At 35.9% G+C, this 20,579-nt stretch carries 20 protein-coding genes and 1 tRNA gene; 14 read left to right on the top strand and 7 right to left on the bottom strand.

Features of this window, described 5'->3' with window-relative positions:
- Positions 1–82: 82 nt before the first annotated feature.
- The 3 genes from HHU12_RS09300 to HHU12_RS09290 all read right to left on the bottom strand — a co-directional run bounded on the left by HHU12_RS09300 (position 83) and on the right by HHU12_RS09290 (position 2,538).
- The gene (locus HHU12_RS09300; RefSeq protein ID WP_169656465.1) at positions 83–850 is read right to left on the bottom strand and encodes a haloacid dehalogenase type II; all 768 of its coding nucleotides are present in this window, start codon (positions 848–850) and stop codon (positions 83–85) included.
- A 317-nt stretch (positions 851–1,167) separates the two neighbouring features.
- A complete protein-coding gene (locus HHU12_RS09295; protein ID WP_169656464.1) occupies positions 1,168–1,776 on the bottom strand; it encodes a TetR/AcrR family transcriptional regulator in 609 nt (202 codons plus the stop codon).
- Between the two features lie 102 nt (positions 1,777–1,878).
- Positions 1,879–2,538 (bottom strand): HD domain-containing protein, encoded by a 660-nt coding sequence (locus HHU12_RS09290; protein ID WP_169656463.1) that lies wholly within the window; start codon positions 2,536–2,538, stop codon positions 1,879–1,881.
- A 151-nt stretch (positions 2,539–2,689) separates the two neighbouring features.
- Here HHU12_RS09290 and tpx point away from each other — a divergent pair, with 151 nt between their 5' ends.
- Entirely contained in the window at positions 2,690–3,187 is a 498-nt protein-coding gene (gene tpx, locus HHU12_RS09285; RefSeq protein WP_169656462.1) for a thiol peroxidase, read from the top strand.
- Positions 3,188–3,345: 158 nt separating this feature from the next.
- Here the strand turns inward: tpx and HHU12_RS09280 are convergent, their stop codons facing one another.
- Positions 3,346–4,668, bottom strand: coding sequence for a hemolysin family protein (locus HHU12_RS09280; RefSeq protein ID WP_169656461.1), 1,323 nt, complete (start codon positions 4,666–4,668; stop codon positions 3,346–3,348).
- Between the two features lie 140 nt (positions 4,669–4,808).
- Between HHU12_RS09280 and HHU12_RS09275 the strand changes: the two genes are divergently transcribed.
- Together HHU12_RS09275 and HHU12_RS09270 are read left to right on the top strand one after the other, a co-directional pair.
- Positions 4,809–5,885, top strand: coding sequence for a branched-chain amino acid aminotransferase (locus HHU12_RS09275; RefSeq protein WP_169656460.1), 1,077 nt, complete (start codon positions 4,809–4,811; stop codon positions 5,883–5,885).
- Positions 5,886–6,028: 143 nt separating this feature from the next.
- Entirely contained in the window at positions 6,029–6,691 is a 663-nt protein-coding gene (locus tag HHU12_RS09270) for an outer membrane beta-barrel protein (protein WP_169656459.1), read from the top strand.
- A 65-nt stretch (positions 6,692–6,756) separates the two neighbouring features.
- Here the strand turns inward: HHU12_RS09270 and trmD are convergent, their stop codons facing one another.
- A complete protein-coding gene (gene trmD, locus HHU12_RS09265; protein ID WP_169656458.1) occupies positions 6,757–7,488 on the bottom strand; it encodes a tRNA (guanosine(37)-N1)-methyltransferase TrmD in 732 nt (243 codons plus the stop codon).
- 914 nt (positions 7,489–8,402) lie between these two features.
- Between trmD and HHU12_RS09260 the strand changes: the two genes are divergently transcribed.
- The 11 genes from HHU12_RS09260 to HHU12_RS09210 all read left to right on the top strand — a co-directional run bounded on the left by HHU12_RS09260 (position 8,403) and on the right by HHU12_RS09210 (position 19,508).
- Complete coding sequence (locus tag HHU12_RS09260; RefSeq protein WP_169656457.1) at positions 8,403–9,545, top strand: DNA polymerase III subunit; 1,143 nt, start codon at positions 8,403–8,405, stop codon at positions 9,543–9,545.
- 171 nt (positions 9,546–9,716) lie between these two features.
- Complete coding sequence (locus HHU12_RS09255; RefSeq protein WP_169656456.1) at positions 9,717–10,400, top strand: ClpP family protease; 684 nt, start codon at positions 9,717–9,719, stop codon at positions 10,398–10,400.
- 270 nt (positions 10,401–10,670) lie between these two features.
- Complete coding sequence (gene clpX, locus HHU12_RS09250; RefSeq protein ID WP_169656455.1) at positions 10,671–11,906, top strand: ATP-dependent Clp protease ATP-binding subunit ClpX; 1,236 nt, start codon at positions 10,671–10,673, stop codon at positions 11,904–11,906.
- 94 nt (positions 11,907–12,000) lie between these two features.
- The gene (locus tag HHU12_RS09245; protein WP_205959834.1) at positions 12,001–12,330 is read left to right on the top strand and encodes a YbaB/EbfC family nucleoid-associated protein; all 330 of its coding nucleotides are present in this window, start codon (positions 12,001–12,003) and stop codon (positions 12,328–12,330) included.
- Positions 12,331–12,433: 103 nt separating this feature from the next.
- Positions 12,434–13,480: a glycosyltransferase family 2 protein gene (locus HHU12_RS09240; protein ID WP_169656454.1), complete on the top strand. Its 1,047-nt coding sequence runs from the start codon at positions 12,434–12,436 to the stop codon at positions 13,478–13,480.
- 279 nt (positions 13,481–13,759) lie between these two features.
- The gene (locus tag HHU12_RS09235) at positions 13,760–15,550 is read left to right on the top strand and encodes an OmpA family protein (RefSeq protein ID WP_169656453.1); all 1,791 of its coding nucleotides are present in this window, start codon (positions 13,760–13,762) and stop codon (positions 15,548–15,550) included.
- A gap of 154 nt (positions 15,551–15,704) precedes the next feature.
- Positions 15,705–16,286, top strand: a complete 582-nt coding sequence (locus HHU12_RS09230; protein WP_169656452.1) for a hypothetical protein — start codon at positions 15,705–15,707, stop codon at positions 16,284–16,286.
- Positions 16,287–16,609: 323 nt separating this feature from the next.
- Positions 16,610–17,590: a pyruvate dehydrogenase complex E1 component subunit beta gene (locus HHU12_RS09225; RefSeq protein WP_169656451.1), complete on the top strand. Its 981-nt coding sequence runs from the start codon at positions 16,610–16,612 to the stop codon at positions 17,588–17,590.
- Between the two features lie 320 nt (positions 17,591–17,910).
- Positions 17,911–18,324: a metallophosphoesterase family protein gene (locus HHU12_RS35620; RefSeq protein WP_169656450.1), complete on the top strand. Its 414-nt coding sequence runs from the start codon at positions 17,911–17,913 to the stop codon at positions 18,322–18,324.
- Positions 18,302–18,868, top strand: coding sequence for a metallophosphoesterase family protein (locus HHU12_RS35615; RefSeq protein ID WP_169656449.1), 567 nt, complete (start codon positions 18,302–18,304; stop codon positions 18,866–18,868). Before HHU12_RS35620 ends, HHU12_RS35615 begins: the two co-directional genes overlap by 23 nt.
- Before the next feature lie 145 nt (positions 18,869–19,013).
- A complete protein-coding gene (locus HHU12_RS09210; RefSeq protein WP_169656448.1) occupies positions 19,014–19,508 on the top strand; it encodes a GNAT family N-acetyltransferase in 495 nt (164 codons plus the stop codon).
- Positions 19,509–19,582: 74 nt separating this feature from the next.
- Here the strand turns inward: HHU12_RS09210 and truA are convergent, their stop codons facing one another.
- Both truA and HHU12_RS09200 read right to left on the bottom strand, forming a co-directional pair.
- The gene (truA, locus tag HHU12_RS09205) at positions 19,583–20,344 is read right to left on the bottom strand and encodes a tRNA pseudouridine(38-40) synthase TruA (RefSeq protein WP_169656447.1); all 762 of its coding nucleotides are present in this window, start codon (positions 20,342–20,344) and stop codon (positions 19,583–19,585) included.
- 82 nt (positions 20,345–20,426) lie between these two features.
- Positions 20,427–20,499 (bottom strand) — tRNA-Trp (locus HHU12_RS09200).
- Positions 20,500–20,579: the final 80 nt, after the last annotated feature.

Here is a 20,579-nt window from a genome sequence, read left to right as displayed (position 1 = left end):
GTACGCACGGTTCTGTGAGAGGGATAAATATGGGATAGACGTAGACTTATTCCATATTTACCCTACTTGATTAAAATAATTCTTACTTCTGATTTTTGGATAAATCTTCCAATTGATTTGCTAGCTCAATAAGATCCTTCACCTCATAGTCAGGTTTCTCTACTAATGGATAAAGTGTTTTCCCTTTTCGTTTGATAAAAGCTGTATTAAGCCCTGCCTCTTTAGCACCTGCCACATCCCAACCATGAGCAGCAACCATCATTACTTCCTCAGCTTTGTAGCCTGTTTCTTTTAATGCCCACTTGTAGCTATCCAAATGAGGTTTATACGTTTTGATCGTTTCCACACTCAACATCTGATCAATGTAAGGCGTCAATTCAGCATTGGCCATTTGTGTTTTTACACCCTCATAAGAGGAATTGGTAAAGGTGATAATCTTGTAGCCTTTGTTTCTCAAAATCTCTAAACCTTTTTTCACATCAGGGTGGGGAGGAAGTGACCTTAATGGCGTAACAATGGCTTTTTTAGCTTCTTCCATCGTCAATGGAATGTCATTGTTTTCAGCGACCATCATTAATGTTGCTGTTCCGATTTTACCAAAGTGCTCATAGCGATTGATATCTGTCGCAACTAGCGAATAGTGAAGCATTTTAGAAAACCAAAGCCCCAGTAAATCTTCTCTGCCACCCAAGGCTTCAGCCACTGAAGTTTTCATATTGTTCAGATCCAAAATTGTTTCGTTGACATCAAGAAAGATGACTTTGACGTTTGGAGATTCCTTTTTCGATTCGGGTGTGTTGAATGAAAAAAGTAATAGAGTAAGTGGAATAAATAAAAATAGATTTTTCATTTGAATGATAGGTTAAGTTGAATATTCTGAAAATAAATTGAATCTCTTTTGAGTAGAAGTCAGAGACTTCTAAAGATTTTAAAGCACAAGAGGCGCTATTGCTTAACTCTTGCGCTAGGGAAGCGTAGTAGGGTAAACTGGCGCGAATGTTAAGCGAAAGCGTCATTCGTGTCCTGTAGATCATTAGAAATCTCCTGATTTCTAAAATCTGTTTATCCACTCTGCTTTTGTGTTTAAAGTGAAAGTAGGAAGTACACCTTTACGATGCACTTCCCTATTGAAATTGAATTGGTTAAAAGAATGGGTAGATAAATGGTTTAACTGGAATATCTTAATTGATCAAGGTAAGTAGAAACTCCTACTAAATACTGCTCAAGAATAGCGTCATCATGATAAAGCTTTCTTAATCCTCTTACACCTTCAAAAGCACTGACTAGAAATGTTCCTACCGCTTTACTGTCGGTATTTTCTTTAATAGTACCTCTCTTTTTCTCTCGCTCAATCACAGCTTCAATAGCAGAAGTCCATTGATCAATAATGTCTCTTAATGCATTTTGATAGACCTCTTCAGTGTTTCCAATCTCATTAATGAGGTTGTTGGCAGGACATCCCTTTTCCTTTTCATAATCCGTGAAAGTCCTGATCTTTTTCGTGAAAATATCCTTAAGGATTTCAATAGCATCACCTTCCTGCTGTAAAGGGAGGATCATATATTTATGAATTCGGTCAAATACAATTTGATTAATGACAGCGACACCAATTTCTCTTTTATCCTTAAAGTGATGATAAAAAGCTCCTTTAGTTAGAGAGGTGGCTTTCATAATCTGATTGATACTCGTTGATTGAAACCCATCTTTATAAAAAAGCTGGAAAGAAGTATCGATAATGAGTTGTTGTGTTTGTTCCGATTTTAATTTCTGTTCCATGCTACAAACATAGAGATAAAATAAAAACATTCCAAGTGGTATGTTTTTATTTTAAAAAAAAGAGGGAAGTACATACACCTCTTCCCTCATCATTCTTAATTCCTATCTCTTTCCTTCCCACTCTCCGTAAAACTGTTCTAGGAAAGTTTCCATGTATTGATGTCTTTCTTCAGCAATTTTTTTAGCTGTAGCAGTATGAATACGGTCTTTTAACAGAAGAAGTTTCTCATAAAAATGAGCAATTGTAGAAGATTCACTTTTATGGTAAGCATCAAAACTCTCGTGCATTTCATATTTTTCAGAAGGGTCATAAAGCGATCTATTTTTATTACCTCCATAAGCAAAAGCTCTAGCAATCCCTATGGCTCCAATTGCATCTAATCGGTCTGCATCTTGAACTACTTGTCCTTCAATACTTGGCATATCATCTTTAACATTTGCTCCTTTAAAAGAAACTCTGCTAACAATATCCGCTACCTTTTCAATGGTATCATCATCTGCCCCAATTTCTTTCAGCCAAGTTTTTGTTTGTCGACTTCCTTCCATCAAATCACCATCATAAAATTTATGGTCCGCAATATCATGAAGTAAAGCACTGAGCGAAACAATATAAGGATCACAATCTTCCGTTTTCGCAATGTTTTCCGCCGATTTCCAAACTCTATAGATATGGTGCCAATCATGACCTGTACCTTCCCCTTCAAACTTTTTTTGAATAAATTGGGCTGTTTTTTCAACTATTTCTATCTGATGTGAATTCATTTTCAATGGAACTGTTAAATTGTGGATGTTTACGTTTTTTCAAACGGACTCGCAAATTTAAAGCATATTTTAAAAACAATTTCCAGTTTGGTGTGTATTTCAAATGTGCTCTCAAAAACGAATTTATTACAAACTTTTAAATGCTAAAAAAATGGCAGAAATTACTTTAAAAGGAAATCCTTTTCATACTTCAGGAGAACTACCAGCAGTAGGTTCAGCAGCTCCCGCTTTTACATTAGTTAAATCAGACCTTTCAGAAGTAACTCTGGAAGAGTTGAAAGGGAAAAAAGTAATTCTAAACATCTACCCAAGTGTTGATACAGGTACATGTGCAACATCTACAAGAACTTTCAATGAAAAAGCATCATCATTAGACAACACAGTTGTAGTTTGTGTTTCTAAAGATTTACCATTTGCATTTGGCCGTTTTTGCGGTGCTGAAGGAATCGAAGATGTAATCACAGGTTCATCATTCAGAGATACTTCTTTTGAAGATGCTTACGGTTTAAAAATCATCGACGGTCCACTTACAGGATTATGCTCAAGATGTATTGTTGTAATTGACGAAGAAGGTAAAGTAGCCTACACTGAGCAAGTAGCTGAGACTGTAGACGAGCCAAACTACGAAGCAGCTATCGCGGCATTATAAGTCATAGATAGGCTGAATTTTAAAAAAGAAACCTTTCCACAAAGTTTGAGAGAGCTTGTGTGGAAAGGTTTTCTTATTTTGTATAATACAATTATATATCTTTTATATTTAAAACCATTAACTAGTGTGAAAAATATGTAAAAATAAGTTAGAATAATTTAACCTTCCTCATTTTGATCTTCTTCTTCTTGTTTAAAGTGTAATCTCACCATGTCTATTCTAGCACCATCCATGGTTACAATTTTGAAATTCATATTATCCACTTCAATCTCCTCGTCCACTTGAGGGATATTTCTATGGTGATAAAGAATAAAGCCACCTAAAGTATCAAATTCTCCTTCCTCATCGATATTCCAATTGTGTTTTTCATTTAACGTATCGACTTCATGTCTTGCGGTAAGCAAGTAAGTATGTTCATCTTCTTTGAAGAAAGGAAGGTCATCTTCATCATGCTCATCTTCAATTTCACCTACAATCTCTTCCGTAATATCTTCAAGCGTAGCAATACCTGCTGTACCTCCATACTCATCAATAATCCAGACCATACTCTTCTGTTCTGACATCATATAGGCCATCATTTCATCTGCGGCTGCAGTTTCAGGCTTTGAAGGCATCTCACGGATAATTTCCTGTATGGTTTGTGGTTTCTTGTAAAGCTGTCTTGCATGACAATACCCAACGATATCATCCAAATCATCTCTGTAAATAGGAATCTTGGAGTGACCGCTTTCAATAAAAAGTGTTTTAAGTGCCTCAATATCCTCTTCAATGTCCAAAGCTACAATTTCCTTACGCGGAATCATTACGTCCCTTGCTTTAGCTTCTTTGAACTGTAAAGCATTTTCAAAATACTTCTTATCTATACTTTCACTATCTGGATCATCATCGTCTAGAGAGGCCACTTCTATATCATTGATATATTGACTTAAATCTGTCAAATTGAAAGGTGTTTCTTGTTCTTCCATCTTAATGCCCATCAAATGTTTGATAGAGAACTGTGAAAGTTTCTCCACAGCCCAAGTAACAGGGTAGAGGCCAGTATAGATAATGTTCATCGGCGGCGCCGCAATATTCAAGAATAAATCAGGGTTGAGCATTGTCAAACTTTTAGGCAAAAACTCAGCCGTGATCAATACCACAACCGTTGATACAATCGTTTGAGAAATCAATACACCCACTTCAATAGATCCTGCATCCAAAGTAGGAAAATTATTCTTAAAAAAGAGCTGTAAAACAGGGTCTAAAACATTGGATACAAACACACCATACATTACCAGTGCGGAAGTATTGCCAATCAGAATAGTGGTAATAAAAGTAGATTTATTTTCAAAAAATTTATCAATCAGTCTGCCCGTAAAAGAGTCCTTCTGTCTTTGTACTTCAATATGCAGTCTATTCGCCGAAACAAAAGCAATTTCAGTGGCGGAAAAGAAAGCAGAAAATAAAAGACATAAACCGATGTAAATTATGTTTTCATTCATTTTTCTCCGAAATTTTTAACAAATATCAAAAAATCTCCTTAAGAGTCGTACAATTTTCGAAATAATAACTCACAATAGTACAAATCTATCTATATTTATGGCACATTTTTCACATCGCAAAAAATTGTTAGTTCAGTATTATGAAGGATTTGACACTAGACATCAGAATTGAGAAGACTGAGAACTCACGTTTAAGTACAGTTGATTTCAATAATATACCATTTGGAAAGACTATGTCTGACCACATGTTTGTAGCTGACTATCGCGATGGTAAATGGCAAGACTTAAGAGTCGTCCCTTACGATTCATTTCAATTAAGTCCTGCAACGTCGTCATTGCATTATGGGCAGTCTATATTTGAAGGATTAAAAGCTTTTAGAAACGCACAAAACGCTGAGGAAGTATTAGTCTTTCGTCCAGAGGAAAACGCTAAAAGATTAAACGTCTCTGCAGAAAGAATCTGTATGCCAACGATTCCAGAAGAAATCTTTATGGAAGGTTTACATACGCTTTTAGAGATTGACAGAGAGTGGGTGCCGAATACTCCGGACAGTTCACTTTATATCCGTCCATTTATGTTTGCAACAGATTCATTTTTAGGAATGCGTCCATCAGAAACATATACGTTTGCAATCATCACAGCTCCAGCAGGGAAATATTATTCTAAAGCGCTAAGACTTAAAGTGGAGAAAGAGTTTGCAAGAACGGCTCCAGGCGGAACAGGTTTCGCAAAAGTGGCAGGTAACTACGCAGCTTCTTTACTTCCAGCAAAATTAGCGGCAGAGCAAGGATACGACCAGTTATTGTATACAGACGCTAAAGAGCGTAAATATATTGAGGAATCAGGTACTATGAATGTAATGTTCGATATCGACGGTACATTCGTGACTTCACCTACTATTCCTGTAGAGGACACAATCCTACGTTCTATCACTCGTTTAACTGTAATTGAATTACTAGAAGAAATGGGTAAGAAAGTAGAAGAGCGTCATATTTCTGTAGAGGAAGTGATCACAGCGATCAAGGAAGGCAGATTAAACGGTGCTTTCGGTATTGGTACAGCAGTTACGATTGCTCCTTTTGCTTCAATTGCCGATGAGGGAATTGATTATGAATTGCCAGCAGATTATACTTTCGCTCAAGAGTTGAAAGATAAGTTCCAAGGTATTCAGAAAGGAGAAATTGAAGATACAAGAGGGTGGACTTACAAAATCTAGTTTTTAGAATTCTAAGAATAGTATAAATTCACTCAAAACATAAAACACTTATAGTTTAGCAATAAATTATAAGTGTTTTTTTATGTCTTAGTACTTACTATTATCTTTGAACTGACTATTTATTTTTTTTAAAAACTGAAATCATGAATTTTAGCAAGCTTATTTTTTCAATTCTAGTCTTAGGATTGTGTAATCTGACGGTCAATGCTCAGTCAACCACAAATTTTGATTCACCATTTTTTCTAAACGGTAAAATTAATCTTGGTATTGGTTTGGGAAGTGTGGAAGTACCTGGAAACTCCACTGCAAGTTACGGAAGTGGTTTTGGCTTCGAAGTGGGGCTAGGTTACTATTTGAATAATAACCTTTCTGTGTTAGCTAACATTGGGTATGCAATACAATTGCAGTACAACGCTACAACTTCATCTTATTCTGGTAATAATGTCAACTCTTCTTTTTTTGGCAGAACACTTTTTAGAGGAGGAGCACAGTATGAAGTGATCACGAATCAAAGTGCAAAAGTAAAAGGTTTCAGAATAGGTGGAGGTCTTCTTTACGAAATTCCTGGAGAGTATAGTGTCACTGAAAATAATACAGATTACGGTTCCACTAGCTTTGAGTCTAGCTTAGGGTTTTATATTGACTTCGGTGTACCTATTCACTTTACAAAAAAGTTTAAGTTGATTCCTTATCTAAGATACAATAGCAATTCTACAACAGTAGCATCTGGTCCCTCAAATAATATTGGCGATGCAGTAAACGCTGATTTTATAGAAATTGGAGCTTCGATTGATTTACATTTGTAAGCATTATTGAGTCAAAAAAATCCCCTTCCTTTATGTGCTATTGCATTAAAAGAAGGGGTTTATTTTTATTTCTTTTTTTTCTTCGGTTTCGTCTTCACTTCAGGATGAGCATCCAAATACTTTTCCCATAAATCAGGACGTCTTTCCTTGGTGCGTTCCATTGACTGTTCCAATCGCCACTCATCGATTTTTGATTCATGACCAGAAAGTAAAATATCAGGTACTTCTTGTCCTTTCCATTCTCTTGGTCTAGTATATACAGGAGGAGCCAAAAGGCCATCCTGGAAAGAGTCTGTTAAAGCAGATGTTTCATCACCAAGTACACCCGGAATCAAACGAATAATAGCATCAGCAACCACAGCCGCCGCTAATTCTCCACCCGAAAGTACAAAATCACCAATAGAAATCTCTCTAGTGATGACTTCATCTCTGACTCTTTGATCAATACCTTTATAATGACCGCAGAGGATGATAATATTTTCACAGCTGATAGAAAGATGATTGGCAATCTGCTGATCAAAAACCTCACCGTCAGGTGTCATATAAATAACTTCCTGATAGTCTCTTTCTTTTTTAAGATCCTCAATACAGTTGAAAATAGGGTCAGCCATTAATACCATTCCGGCACCATGTCCATAGGCATAATCATCAATATGACCGTGCTTGTTCACTTTATACTCTCTTAAGTCATGAACATGTACTTCAGAAAGTGCTTTGTCATTGGCTCTTTGGAGGATAGAGTGTGAAAATGGACTGTCCAATAATTTTGGCACACAAGAAATGATGTCAATACGCATTTTAATGGCAACGATTGAGTTGAAAATCTATATAAATTTGAAAAGCAAAGATACAAACAATGTATTGATTTCCTTTTTGTTCCTGCCTTCTGATTCACAACTATTGGCTTTTCTTGTGAAATAGACTTAAAAATGAATCTTAAAGTGTATTTATTACGTATAAATATTAAGATTCAAAACTAAAACCTACAAACATGAAACACATTAAAACTTTATTGATCGGTCTATTATTAGTATCCCTAAGCAGTTGTTTGTCATACAAGAAATCAATTGAGCTAGGTTATAATTCAAATGATATAGAGAATATTTACCATTTAAATCATGAATAAAAAGAGGAGGGTTAGATGGTGAAAAAGAACAAAATAATCAATCAAAAGACATTTATACAGTATTAATAATCAGATATTTTTACATAAAAAATCATCCGTTTTTCATTAAAATAAATAGGCTTAAAATCATAAAAATTAGATGTTTAGCCTGCTAAAATTGACTGCAGGCTTTAACTTTTATCAATATTTTGTGATTCTAATAAATAAATGTTAACTTAAAGAGTGTAACTTACACTAATTAAAAGTATTATCTCAAACTCACGCTACTATGAAATATTTAAAACTCCTACTGATTGGGGCATTCTTGCTTTCATTAAGCAGCTGTGTTTCCTACAAAAGCTCAGTAGCATCAGGTTATAATCCGAATGATACGAACAACATATACCATATGGTTCACGAATAAATCAAAATATTAAAATTTCTATGTATGAAATGAAATGTATTTACCCCTAAAGAGGCTTCATTAATTTGAGGTCTCTTTTTTTATAACAAATATTGGGGAAGTAGTTCATTCAGAATTTGCATTAAAGTATGAAAAAGTGAAATTTGCTGTGATAATCTAGAATATCAATAAAACAGATTTACATGCTTTTTGCACAAGTACCGGGAGCGTCAGACGTAAAGAAAATTTTAATCCATGCAGCGCAGCAAAATAAAATTGCTCATGCTCAGTTGTTTATAGGGAAAGAAGGAGGAGTACAGCTTCCATTGGCATTGGCATATGCTAATTATTTGAACTGTGAAAATCCTGGAGCAGAGGACGCTTGTGGACAGTGTAAATCATGTAGAAATGCACAGAAAATGCTTCACCCTGATGTGCATTTTGTAGTGCCAACAGTGACAACTAAGAAAGTAAACAAAAGGGAAGATGCTGTAACGGAGCGTTTCCTGACAGATTGGAGATCTTTTGTTTTGGAGGAAAACGGTGCTTATAAAAATGTAAGTGATTGGGTTGATTATATAGGTGGAGAGAACAAACAAGCCATTATTTCAAGACAGGAAAGCCGTGAGGTCATCAAATCCATGTCGATCAAGGCACACCAAGGTGGTTATAAAATTGTATTGATGTGGATGCCTGAATTAATGCAAGCTCCTGCTGCTAATGCTGTTTTAAAGATATTAGAGGAGCCACCGGAGAAGACGTTGTTTTTTATGGTGAGCAATGATCCAGAAAAACTATTGGTCACTATTCTCTCAAGGGCACAGAAAGTATACGTGTCATCTCCAGCTGACGAAGAAGTAGCTCACCTTTTAGAGGGACAGGGCGTTGACTCCACAAAAGCGCAGAAAGTCGCATTTCTAGCGGATGGCAATATCCGTGAAGCATTAAGAATTGCATCAGATGTGCCTGATCAGAGCGAAAAACTTTTTAAGAATTGGATGCGCTCATGCTTCAAACGCGACTTTACAGAAATTGCTGGAAAATGGTCTGAGGAGTTCAATAAGTTAGGGAAAGAAGGACAGAAGAACTTTTTTAAGTTTGGTTTGACGCTTTTCAGAGAAGCCATGCTGATCAAAAACAATGCAGAGGCAGTGATCCGATTGGATGATGAAACAAGAGAGTTTGTGAATAATTTTTCTAAAGTCCTCACAGAGAAGAACCTGCCGGAATTAGTCAAAAGCTTTAACGACTCTTTTTATTTCATAGAAAGAAATGCCAACCCTAAAATTACTTTTGTAACATTGTCGATCAAGGTCGGGAAGGCATTCGGGCGTATTACGTATTAATTTCAAATTTTAAAGAAAAAAACGAAAAACAGAGCAGATTTTTCTTCTCTCGTAACAGTATTATTATATATTTGTATAGGAGAGCAGTGTGATTGATAGAAAATACACTGCTCTCTTTCATAATATATAGTCTAGCACTAATAAGCGTTAACTCATAAAATTGATTAAACTATGGATTTAAAGAACGAATTTAAAAAATTTGCCATGAAGGACCAGGGAATCTCAAGCCTTCATATGGATAGCTATATTGGTAATTTCGAAAATATGACGCGTACCGTTATTGAAGAACGTGACCGTAGATTTGCCGAAATTGATGTATTCTCAAGATTAATTGCTGACCGTATCATTTTTATGGGTACTCAAGTAGATGACGCTATTTCAAATATTGTTATCGCTCAGTTATTATTCTTAGAGTCAATTGATGCTAAAAAAGATATTTTGATGTACATCAACAGCCCAGGAGGATCTGTATATGCAGGTTTGGGTATGTATGATACGATGCAGTATGTTCGTCCTGACGTAGCAACAATCTGTACAGGATTGGCGGCGTCAATGGGTGCTGTACTATTAGCAGGTGGTGCTGAAGGTAAAAGAGCAGCTTTGCCTCACTCAAGAATCATGATTCACCAGCCATTGGGTGGCGCTCAAGGTCAAGCTTCTGATATTGAGATTACAGCAAGAGAGATTCAGAAGTTAAAGAAAGAACTTTATGAAATCTTAGCGAAGCACTCAGGTCAGCCTTATGACAAAGTATGGCAAGACTCAGACCGTGACTACTGGATGAGAGCACAGCAAGCCAAAGAATATGGTTTAATCGATGAAGTGTTGGTAAGAAACCCTAGCAACAACGAGTAAACTGAACTTTGACAGGATTTTGAACTGGATTTTAGATTTAACTGTGAAAAATCAATAAAAAAACTGTCTGAAGTGTAAAACATTGGTATTGAGAGGGAAATGATCTAACATTTCCCTCTTATCTATTGTAAGAAAGTGTAAAAATTATAGTAACTTGCATTTTCAATATAAAGAATATAAACTCTTATATATTTTAACGAGTTTGTTGTGATATAAAGAAAGTTTTCTTTATACATTATATTAAGAAGAGTAAAGGCAAGGAGAGAATAAATGAAAGGGAATTTCTGTTCGTTTTGTGGCGCACCTAAAGATACGGTGGAATTAATGGTTTCAGGTCAGAATGCTCAGATCTGCAACAACTGTATTGAACAAGTACACCAAATCCTTATGGAGGAAAGAAAACCTCGTAAAAAGGATATGGAGACTTCTTCGTTTGATTTAAAAACACCTGCTGAGATGAAAAAACATCTTGATGAGTATATCATTGGGCAGGATAAAGCAAAACGAGTACTCTCGGTTGCTGTATATAACCATTACAAGCGTTTGAACCAAAAACAAACCTCAGATGATATTGTGATTGAAAAATCGAATATCATTATGACCGGTAATACTGGTACGGGTAAGACGTTATTGGCGAAAACTTTAGCGAAAGCATTGCAAGTACCTTTCTGTATTGCAGATGCTACAGTAATTACAGAAGCAGGTTATGTTGGCGAGGACGTTGAAACGATCCTTACACGTTTACTTCAGGCTGCGGATTACAATGTAGAGCAAGCAGAGAGAGGTATCGTATATATTGACGAGATTGATAAAATCGCTCGTAAATCTGATAATCCTTCTATCACAAGAGATGTAAGTGGTGAAGGTGTTCAGCAGGCTTTATTGAAATTATTAGAAGGATCAATCGTAAATGTTCCGCCACAAGGAGGTAGAAAGCATCCTGAGCAAAAACTAATTTCGGTAAATACTGAAAATATCTTATTTATCTGTGGTGGTGCCTTTGCAGGTATTGCTGATATGATCGCTTCACGTTTGAATACAAGACCTATTGGTTTTGCAGGTCAAGAAGATGATCAGCCAGAGTTGAATAAAGAAGAGCTTTTAGAGTTTGTAACTGCACAGGATTTGAAGCGTTTTGGTATTATTCCAGAATTGATCGGTCGTTTGCCGTTGGTGACTTACTTGAAGCCATTGGATAAAGACGCTTTAAGAAATATTCTTACAGAGCCTAAAAACGCATTGACAAAACAGTACAAAAAACTGTTTGCAATGGAAGATATAGAATTAGTGTTTGAAGATGACGCTTTGGATTATATCGTAGAAAAGGCATTAGAATATGACTTAGGAGCAAGAGGCTTGCGTAGTATCATGGAAGCAATCATGCTTGACGCCATGTACGAGCTGCCTTCTTCAGAAGAGAAAATAAAACAATTTGTGATTGATAGAGACTATGCAAAAATTAAATTTGAGAGCTCTTCACATGCTAAAAACTTGAAAGTTGCGTAAGCACAAATTGACATAATAAATCTAACAAACAGCAAAGTGCTAATTTAAGTGCTTTGCTGTTTGTGTTTCAACGTTTAATGGAGAACCTAACATTATGGATTTTAGTAATATGTTTGGACAGTTGAAAGAAGTCCAAGAAAAATTAAAACAAGCACAAGAAGACCTTGTAAATGTAACTGCTGAGGGTGATGCAGGCGGAGGAATGGTGAAGGCCGTTGCGAATGGTAAAAAGCAGGTCATCAAATTAGAGATCGATCCTTTGCTTTGTAAAGAGGAAGACAGAGAAATGCTGCAGGATCTTGTGGTTGCCGCTGTAAATCAAGCCATCAAAGAAGCAGATCAGAAAGGACAGGAAAGATTGATGAAGACTACGAAAGGGATGATGCCTAATATCCCTGGTATGGACTTCGGAAATTTAGGATAAGCAAATTTTTTACTTAGTTTTACAACTGAGTAATGAGAGATAAGGGTTGTTGGTCAAAACATCAGCAACCCTTTTTATATAAATTGAGATATTTTTTGTTGACATGAAGCCAACAAGCGAACTTCCTTTTGAAGAGGTAGCTATTGTTATTCTAAATTATAACGGTAGAAAATTTTTAGAAGAATTTTTAGATAGTGTAATTCAAAGCAGCTGCGGAGCAAAAGTAGTGGTGGCAGATAATGCCTCAGTAGACGATTCTGTTCCATTTTTAAAAGAAAACTATCCTAACGTACGATTAATTGAACTATCAGAGAACTTCGGTTTCACTGGAGGTTATAATAAAGCACTTGAGCAAGTAAATGCTAAATACTACGTCCTTTTAAATTCTGACATTCAATGTCCTGATAATTGGCTGGCGCCTTTACTTTCATTGATGGAAAGTGATGAGCAGATTGCCGCTTGTCAGCCAAAAATTAAATTATTTTCAGATCAAGAATCCTTTGAGCATGCGGGTGCGGCAGGAGGATATATGGATTTTATGGGCTATCCTTTTTGCAGAGGTAGAATCATGCATTCACTTGAGTATGATGATGGACAATATGACGACACCGTTGATGTTTTCTGGGCAACAGGAGCCTGCTTATTTATAAGAGCAGAGTTATATCATCAAATGGGTGGTTTAGATGAGAAGTTTTTTGCGCATATGGAAGAGATTGATCTGTGTTGGAGGCTGAAGAGTGAGGGGTATAAGATCAAGGCTGTAGGAACTTCTGAGGTGTATCATGTTGGAGGTGGAACACTAAGCAGAGAAAACCCAAAGAAGACCTATTTAAACTTCAGAAATGGTTTATTCCTGCTCTTTAAGAATTTACCTTCATCACAACTGTTTCTTGTAATTTTCTTCAGGATGATTCTTGATGGTATTGCAGGTGTCCGCTTTTTGCTGAAAGGAGAGGTGGATAACTTATGGGCAGTGTTAAAGGCACATAGAGATTTTTATTTTTCCATTGGATATTTAGTGAAAGCAAGGCGGAAAATTAAAAATCATAAAATCAACTTCCCTGAAGTTTATAAAAAGTTGATTGTAAAGGAGTTTTTTTTAAAAAAAAGAACGAGATTCACAGACTTAAAAGGGTTTGTAAATCATTAATTTTAGGCCCTTTACTAAAAAAATCAATTAAAGTAACTCTTGAATCTTATTTTTTGTTAATCTTTTGTAATAATAATAAGCATTAAGAGTTAGTAAATTGTATTCACTTATCTTTGAAAACTGAAAAATTACGCGATTATAATGCTATTTTCATTTGATATCATACTAAATATAAATGCAAACTTCTAAAAAAAGTTAATATTTATACTGCGTAGGTGTACAATTGATTTTAGGCGGTTAAATTGCGGAACCTAGAAATAGAAAAATTGGATGACGATTATGAACAAATACACTAATGCTTTGTCTACAGTACTTGCTGCTGGAACATTGATCTTCACAAACTGCTCTAACGTAGATGTGAATAAAATGGCTCAAGAGCAAGGAATGACAATTAATCCTTCACCATTGGAATTACATGGTGATTCGGTTGTTTTCGAACTTGACACAAAACTTCCTCCAAAATTATTAAAGAAAGGTTATACTTATGATGTTGTAGTTCAATACAACCCGAACGACGCTGAGCCTATCGAAGTAGGTGTAGTAAGCTTCAACGGTGATGACTACGCTGACTCTCCAGAAGCTACCCCGGCTTTGAACGAGCGTATGGCTTTTGCTTATGAGGATAAGTTTGAAAGAGGTCAATTAGAATACTTAGGTCGTGCGACTAAAGTTAAAAACCAAAAAGTAAAAGAGTCTAACGAAGGTGCTTTTGCAGCAATGCCAAACAACCAAGGTCAAGGTGTAATTACTACGATCAAAAACGTTCAGCCTACTTTTATCGCAAACTTTGCGGATCACGGTTACAACAACGCTGAGGAGTATATCCCTACAAACGTAGATTTCTTCTTCTTACAAGGTTCATCAGTATTACGTTCTTCTGAGAAGAGAGGTGCTGAAGGTAAGGAGTTATCAAACTACGTATCTGCTAAGAACCCTACAAGAACAGTAACTATTACTGGTTCTCACTCACCAGAAGGTTCTACAGAGGTAAATACAAAATTAGCGAACAAGCGTCCTGAGGCTGTACAAAAGTATTACGAGTACTTGTTGAAGAAAAACAAGGTTGAAGAGGAAACTGCTCCTCAATTTGTAACGAAGCCAGTAGTTGAAAACTGGACAGCGTTCAAAGCAATCTTAAAAGATTCAGATAAATTTACTGACGCTGAGAAAGATGAAATCATGTCAGTAGTAAACGGTTCTGGTGATTTCGTATCTAAGCAATTGAAATTACAGTCACTTGCTTCTTACAAGAAATTATTCCGTTACGTTTACCCTCCATTACGTAATGCTAAATCTGAGATCTTACAGATCAAAGAAAAGCTTACTGATGCTGAGATCTCAGCACGTGCGGCTAGCATCGCAGAAGGTCAAATGGCTTTAGATTCATTATCTTCTGAGGAGTTATTATATGCTGCTCACTTATCTTCGGATTTAGCTGCTAAAGTAAAAATTTACGAAGCTGCTATCCGTAAAGATGATTCAGCTATCGCTCACAACAACTTAGGTGCTACTTTATTCGCTCAAGCGAAACAAGGTGGTGATGTTATGGCGTTAGTAGAGAAAGCTATCCCTCACTTAGAGACAGCGGCTAAATCTAACAGCGTTCCTGAAGCTTATGCTAACCTTGCTGGTGCTAAGTTAATGAAAGGTGATGTTGCTGGCGCTAAAGCTGACTTAGAGAAAGCTAACTCTAGCAACCCTTCAGTAGCTGCTACTGCAAATGCTGTTAAAGGTTATGTTGCAATCACTGAAGGTGATTACGACGGTGCTATCCAATACTTGTCTTCAGCTGGCGATGACGCTACAGTTGTTTACAACAAAGGTTTAGCTTACTTATTAAAAGCTGAAAAATCAGGTGCTAATGACTTCTCTCAAGCTCAAGGAGCTTTCAATGAGTCAGGTACTGAGTGGGCTCACTACGGTTTAGCGATCGTTGCTGCTAGAAAATCTGATGCTGCTACAGTTATCAGCGAAATTAAAGCTGCAGGTGAGTTGAAAACTAAAGCGGCTCAAGATCTTGAGTTCTTCGCTTTCTTTGAAAACGCAGATTTCCAAGCTGCTACTAAATAATTAGTTTATTTAGAAGTAGATTAAAATATAAAAAAGCCTATCCTTTTCATTAAGGGTAGGCTTTTTTGTTTTACTATTAAAAGGTGTATTATTTTTTTGTAATATCTAGTATATTGTTTCGAGCAGACATTTTTTATTCTATTAATTTATAAACATGAAATCTACAACTCAATCTTCATTTAATACTCAGACTGCATTACAGTCTTATTATATCAAAAAATTTTTAAAGCGTTATGCTACCTTCCTAGCAGTTTTTTTTGTGTTTATCGTAACTCTATTTATTCAGGTTATTTTTACCAATACATTTGCAATCTTTGTGATCGACCATCCTATTATTCTTCAGGTGATGTCTATGTTTTTTTTGGGGTTGATAATTTATAGTGGGATCAAAGTCTACAAGCAAGAAAACATCATTGCTCATTTGTTAGATGATCAAATTACGTTTGTAAAATATGTGTCTACGACTAATAAGTTGAGCATGTTCTCTACACTTTTCAAAATTGTATTAAATAAACTTGAAACGGTTACTATTAATCTTGATCAAATAGATTCGGTATCCATGGAAACAAAAGGTTTTTTAAGCGAAGAAGTAGTTGTTTTTAAAGTAGATGATGGAAATGGGCAAATAGTTAAGGTTGAAAGTGCATTCAATTTGATGAGTGAATTAGATGAAAAAGTGTTGATGAAAAAACTGTCAGATAAAGGGATTAAAGTAGCATACGGCCTGATGATGTAAAACTAAAATGAGAGGTTGTAATGTTTGCAAGCTTAATCAAATAATTATTTCTAAGGAGTAAAAGTTGCACAAGGACTTTTATAATGAACATTTATGGTAAGAAAATTTTCAGTGCTAGAAGTTGTGTTACATTTTGTATTGCACCTCTTGAAAAAGAAAAGAGGTGATGAAAATTCACCTTCCTTACCAAAGCTTAATGATAAATGTTCTTTTTTTATGAAAACCTTTTATTGATACGCTTAAAAAATAGCGTAAATCTTCTTATCTTGGCACCCGAAAACGAAAATACTGATATATATTATTAGCAGAACTTATAAAAAGTAATGAGAGAAATTCAATTCAGAGAAGCACTTAGAGAGGCGATGCAAGAAGAAATGCGTCGTGATAAAGATGTCTTCATTATGGGTGAGGAAGTTGCAGAATACAACGGTGCATACAAAGTAACACAAGGAATGTTAGACGAATTCGGTCCAGATAGAGTGATCGATACGCCAATCGCAGAACTTGGATTTGCTGGTATCGGTGTAGGTGCAGCAATGAACGGTACTCGTCCGATTGTAGAATTTATGACATTCAACTTCTCGTTGGTAGCAATTGATCAGGTAATCAACAGTGCAGCGAAAATCCTTTCGATGTCAGGTGGACAATACTCTGCTCCAATGGTATTCCGTGGACCAACAGGTAACGCTGGACAGTTAGGTGCTCAGCACTCACAAAACTTTGAAAACTGGTATGCTAATACTCCAGGTCTTAAAGTGGTTGTTCCTTCTAATCCATATGATGCAAAAGGTTTATTAAAAGCTTCTATCAGAGATAATGATCCAGTTATCTTTATGGAATCTGAAGTAATGTATGCTGATAAAGGTGAAGTACCTGAGAGCGAATATATCATTCCTTTAGGTGTTGCAAACGTTATCCAGGAAGGTACTGATGTGACTTTAGTTTCTTTCGGTAAAATGGTTCACGTAATCACTAAAGCAGCAGCTGAATTAGAAGAAGCTGGTATTTCATGTGAAGTAATTGACTTACGTACTGTAAGACCAATCGACTTTGATGCAATCCTTAAATCAGTGAAGAAAACAAACCGTTTAGTTGTAGTTGAGGAAGCTTGGCCATTAGCGTCAATCTCATCTGAGATTTCTCACCACGTACAACTTCACGCATTTGATCACTTAGATTCTCCAGTAGTAAGAGTAGCTTCTAAAGACGTTCCTCTTCCTTACGCACCAACATTGATCGAAGAGATCTTACCAAACGTTGAGCGTACTGTTGAAGCAGTGAAGAAAGTAATGTACAGAAAGTAATCTAAGGATTACCTAAAGCATAAATAAACCTCTAATGTCAGTTTTTCTGATGTTAGAGGTTTTCTTTTTTGTAAACATGATTTGTTTGAGTTAAGAGTTAAGGTGTGTGCTTCGTATTGTGGGGTTATACCGAATCACCATTAAAACCACTTTAGGGATCGTAACGCAATACTTTTTCTACATTCTTAATTCATCACTCATTATTAAAAAAAACACTTTTTCTTTTAGATAATTAAGACAAAGAATAAGATAAGAAACTGCTATAGAAAAGGTTGAGGTAAGGTTAAATTCAAATGACATTTCACCTTAAAATATCAATCATGAAAAAACTAAATCTTTTATTCTTATTAGCGGTAATATGTTTTTCTTGTTCGGAGGAGAAAACTGTGAAATTTGCAGTTTGTACAGATGTACATCAGGATATTATTCATGATGCTCCAGAACGGCTTCAAACCTTTGTTGAACACGCTCAAAAAGAAGATGTGGACTTTATCATTCAACTGGGAGATTTTTGTTATCCTAAAACCCAAAATGATGGCTTTTTGAATGTCTGGAATTCTTTCTCAGGTCCAAAGTATCATGTTTTAGGAAATCACGATATGGATATTTCATCTAAAAATGAAAGCATGAAGTATACTGGTATGGAGAAGAGCTTTTACTCTTTTGATGAATGTGGATTTCATTTTGTTGTTTTAGACCCTAATTTTTTTTGTGGAGGATTCATCTTTTGTTGACTATGAAAATGGAAATTATTTTGCTCATAAACCCACACGAGCAACTTTACCTCAAGAACAGTTGGATTGGTTAAGGGATGATCTTACTCAAACTGATAAGAAAGTCATAATTTTCTCACATCAGAATTTAGATGGTGAATCCGGTGTTAAAAATAGAGAGGTGGTAAGAGCAATTTTTGAAGAAGCAAATCAGCAAACCAAGAAAGTAATTGCATGTTTCAGTGGCCATGATCACCATGATGCTCACCATGAAATAAATGGTATACATTACATTCGAATGAATAGTATGTCTTATGAATGGGTGGGGAAAGAATTCCAGTACAAAGAACGATTTTCAGATACAGTTAATGACTATAGACCTGCTCTTAAAAATACGGTTCCTTACAAAGTGCCTGTTTATGGTATTGTGGAGATTAATAGTAAAGGTTTTATTGATGTAAAAGGAAAGGAAGGTGAATTTATACAGCTAGGTCCAAAAGAGTTGGGTGTTGATTTTGGATATGAGATTTCACCATCGGTTTCTGATCGGTATTTAAAGTTTTGATTCATCATTTTTATGATAAATATGCTTAAAGTTATTTACTTTAGGTTACCTAGAACATAAAATAATCCTCTTGTATTTACTATTTTTGATGCAAGAGGCTTTGTTTTATAAGTAAAGCTAAACAACACACCAAATTCCAAATGAGATGAAATTAACTAGCCAATATACCATTAATAACAATGATGTGACTTCTATTGATGAAGTTGCTGAATTATGGAAAAAACTATTTGCTCTGCACCATTATTTAAGATATGAGGTTCATATTGAGCCTACTGACAGAGATTGGATAAGAAGACGTTCTAAATTATTGCAGAAGGCCAATGATATGCTAGTGATTACTGCAAAAGCAGATAATAAGCTAGTGGGCTATTTAATTGTATCTGTACATGAATGTGACAAGACTGTAGGGGAGATAGAGTCGCTCTACGTGTTGAAAGAATACCGTAAGGAGGATATAGGTACAGAAATGATGAAGGAAGCTATGAATTGGCTAAACTATAAAGGTGTGGCTATCCAGAAAATAGCTGTCGGAGTAGAGAATGAACAGGTTATTGCATTTTATAATAAACTGGGTTTTGCTCCTAAATCTATCATTTTAGAAAAAAGAGGGGATGAGTCTTTTCGTTCTGTTAATAAATAAGAGGTTGACGTTTTCTTTATTAGTAGTGCTACCTGTTTGAAATGGTTATTCCATTTGCATTAAAATGTACTGATCTAGTCAATGATTTGCTTCAAAAAGATCTCTTCAGGATAAAGTACTTCCGAAAGGAACAGTCCTTGAGCAGGAGCAAGAAACTTAGCGGCTCTTTCTCTGCTTTTAGTAGCAAGCGTTTCCCTCATGTAATCAGTAGTCATTCTCCCCATGCCTACTTCCATCATATTCCCAACAATAATTCTGATCATACCTCTCAGAAAGCGGTTGGCTTGAATGTGGAAGGATAATGTATCACCTTCTTTTGTCCAATAGGATTGCATAATGTCACATATGTGCGTGTGTACATCAGCATGTTTTTTAGAAAATGCAGTGAAATCCTCAAATTCTAATAATACTTTAGCGGCCTCTTGGAGTTTATCAAAATCAGGGTGTCTGAAATATTGCCACACTAATCCTTGTTTGAAAGGAGATTTTCCTAAAACAATATCATAGCGGTAACTTCTTTTGGTGGCGTCAAAACGAGCGTGAGCTTCCTCGTCCACTTGCCATAAGCTATTGACAGCAATATCATGAGAAAGAAAAGAGTTGACTCTGTGCAGGAAATTTTTTCCGCTTAAATCACCATCATAATCAAACTGTGCATACTGTTGGGAGCAGTGTACGCCAGTGTCGGTTCTTCCACTGCCAATTGTATTGATTTCCTTGCCTAATAATTTGCTTAAAACATAGTCAAGATGCCCTTGGGCTGTTTCAGCATTGGGCTGTACTTGCCAGCCATGGTAATTTGTGCCTAAATAAGCGATTTCAGCAAAGTATCTCATATCTGTGGATTTTTCTCGATTTGATCAGAGGTACATTATAAACAAAAAAAACCGCAAATTCTATTCAGAACTTGCGGTTTAGCACGGGCAGTAGGATTCGAACCCACGACCTGCGGTTTTGGAGACCGTAACTCTACCAGCTGAGCTATGCCCGTGTGTCTTTCTCTTTAAGACGTTGCAATATTAACGGTTAAATTATTTCTATACAAATCTACTCAAAACATTTTTTGAGATA

The organism is Flammeovirga aprica JL-4, assembly GCF_012844305.1.
Taxonomy (GTDB): domain Bacteria; phylum Bacteroidota; class Bacteroidia; order Cytophagales; family Flammeovirgaceae; genus Flammeovirga; species Flammeovirga aprica.
The sequence above is the reverse complement of the archived record's forward strand: the minus strand, read 5'-3'. Positions and strand labels throughout refer to the sequence as shown.

Excerpts from the sequence above, each read along its gene's own strand:
- HHU12_RS09300 (WP_169656465.1), bottom strand. The coding sequence starts at position 850 with ATGAAAAATCTATTTTTATTTATTCCACTTACTCTATTACTTTTTTCA.
- HHU12_RS09295 (WP_169656464.1), bottom strand. The coding sequence starts at position 1,776 with ATGGAACAGAAATTAAAATCGGAACAAACACAACAACTCATTATCGAT.
- HHU12_RS09290 (WP_169656463.1), bottom strand. The coding sequence starts at position 2,538 with ATGAATTCACATCAGATAGAAATAGTTGAAAAAACAGCCCAATTTATT.
- tpx (WP_169656462.1), top strand. The coding sequence starts at position 2,690 with ATGGCAGAAATTACTTTAAAAGGAAATCCTTTTCATACTTCAGGAGAA.
- HHU12_RS09280 (WP_169656461.1), bottom strand. The coding sequence starts at position 4,668 with ATGAATGAAAACATAATTTACATCGGTTTATGTCTTTTATTTTCTGCT.
- HHU12_RS09275 (WP_169656460.1), top strand. The coding sequence starts at position 4,809 with ATGAAGGATTTGACACTAGACATCAGAATTGAGAAGACTGAGAACTCA.
- HHU12_RS09270 (WP_169656459.1), top strand. The coding sequence starts at position 6,029 with ATGAATTTTAGCAAGCTTATTTTTTCAATTCTAGTCTTAGGATTGTGT.
- trmD (WP_169656458.1), bottom strand. The coding sequence starts at position 7,488 with ATGCGTATTGACATCATTTCTTGTGTGCCAAAATTATTGGACAGTCCA.
- HHU12_RS09260 (WP_169656457.1), top strand. The coding sequence starts at position 8,403 with ATGCTTTTTGCACAAGTACCGGGAGCGTCAGACGTAAAGAAAATTTTA.
- HHU12_RS09255 (WP_169656456.1), top strand. The coding sequence starts at position 9,717 with ATGGATTTAAAGAACGAATTTAAAAAATTTGCCATGAAGGACCAGGGA.
- clpX (WP_169656455.1), top strand. The coding sequence starts at position 10,671 with ATGAAAGGGAATTTCTGTTCGTTTTGTGGCGCACCTAAAGATACGGTG.
- HHU12_RS09245 (WP_205959834.1), top strand. The coding sequence starts at position 12,001 with ATGGATTTTAGTAATATGTTTGGACAGTTGAAAGAAGTCCAAGAAAAA.
- HHU12_RS09240 (WP_169656454.1), top strand. The coding sequence starts at position 12,434 with ATGAAGCCAACAAGCGAACTTCCTTTTGAAGAGGTAGCTATTGTTATT.
- HHU12_RS09235 (WP_169656453.1), top strand. The coding sequence starts at position 13,760 with ATGAACAAATACACTAATGCTTTGTCTACAGTACTTGCTGCTGGAACA.
- HHU12_RS09230 (WP_169656452.1), top strand. The coding sequence starts at position 15,705 with ATGAAATCTACAACTCAATCTTCATTTAATACTCAGACTGCATTACAG.
- HHU12_RS09225 (WP_169656451.1), top strand. The coding sequence starts at position 16,610 with ATGAGAGAAATTCAATTCAGAGAAGCACTTAGAGAGGCGATGCAAGAA.
- HHU12_RS35620 (WP_169656450.1), top strand. The coding sequence starts at position 17,911 with ATGAAAAAACTAAATCTTTTATTCTTATTAGCGGTAATATGTTTTTCT.
- HHU12_RS09210 (WP_169656448.1), top strand. The coding sequence starts at position 19,014 with ATGAAATTAACTAGCCAATATACCATTAATAACAATGATGTGACTTCT.
- truA (WP_169656447.1), bottom strand. The coding sequence starts at position 20,344 with ATGAGATACTTTGCTGAAATCGCTTATTTAGGCACAAATTACCATGGC.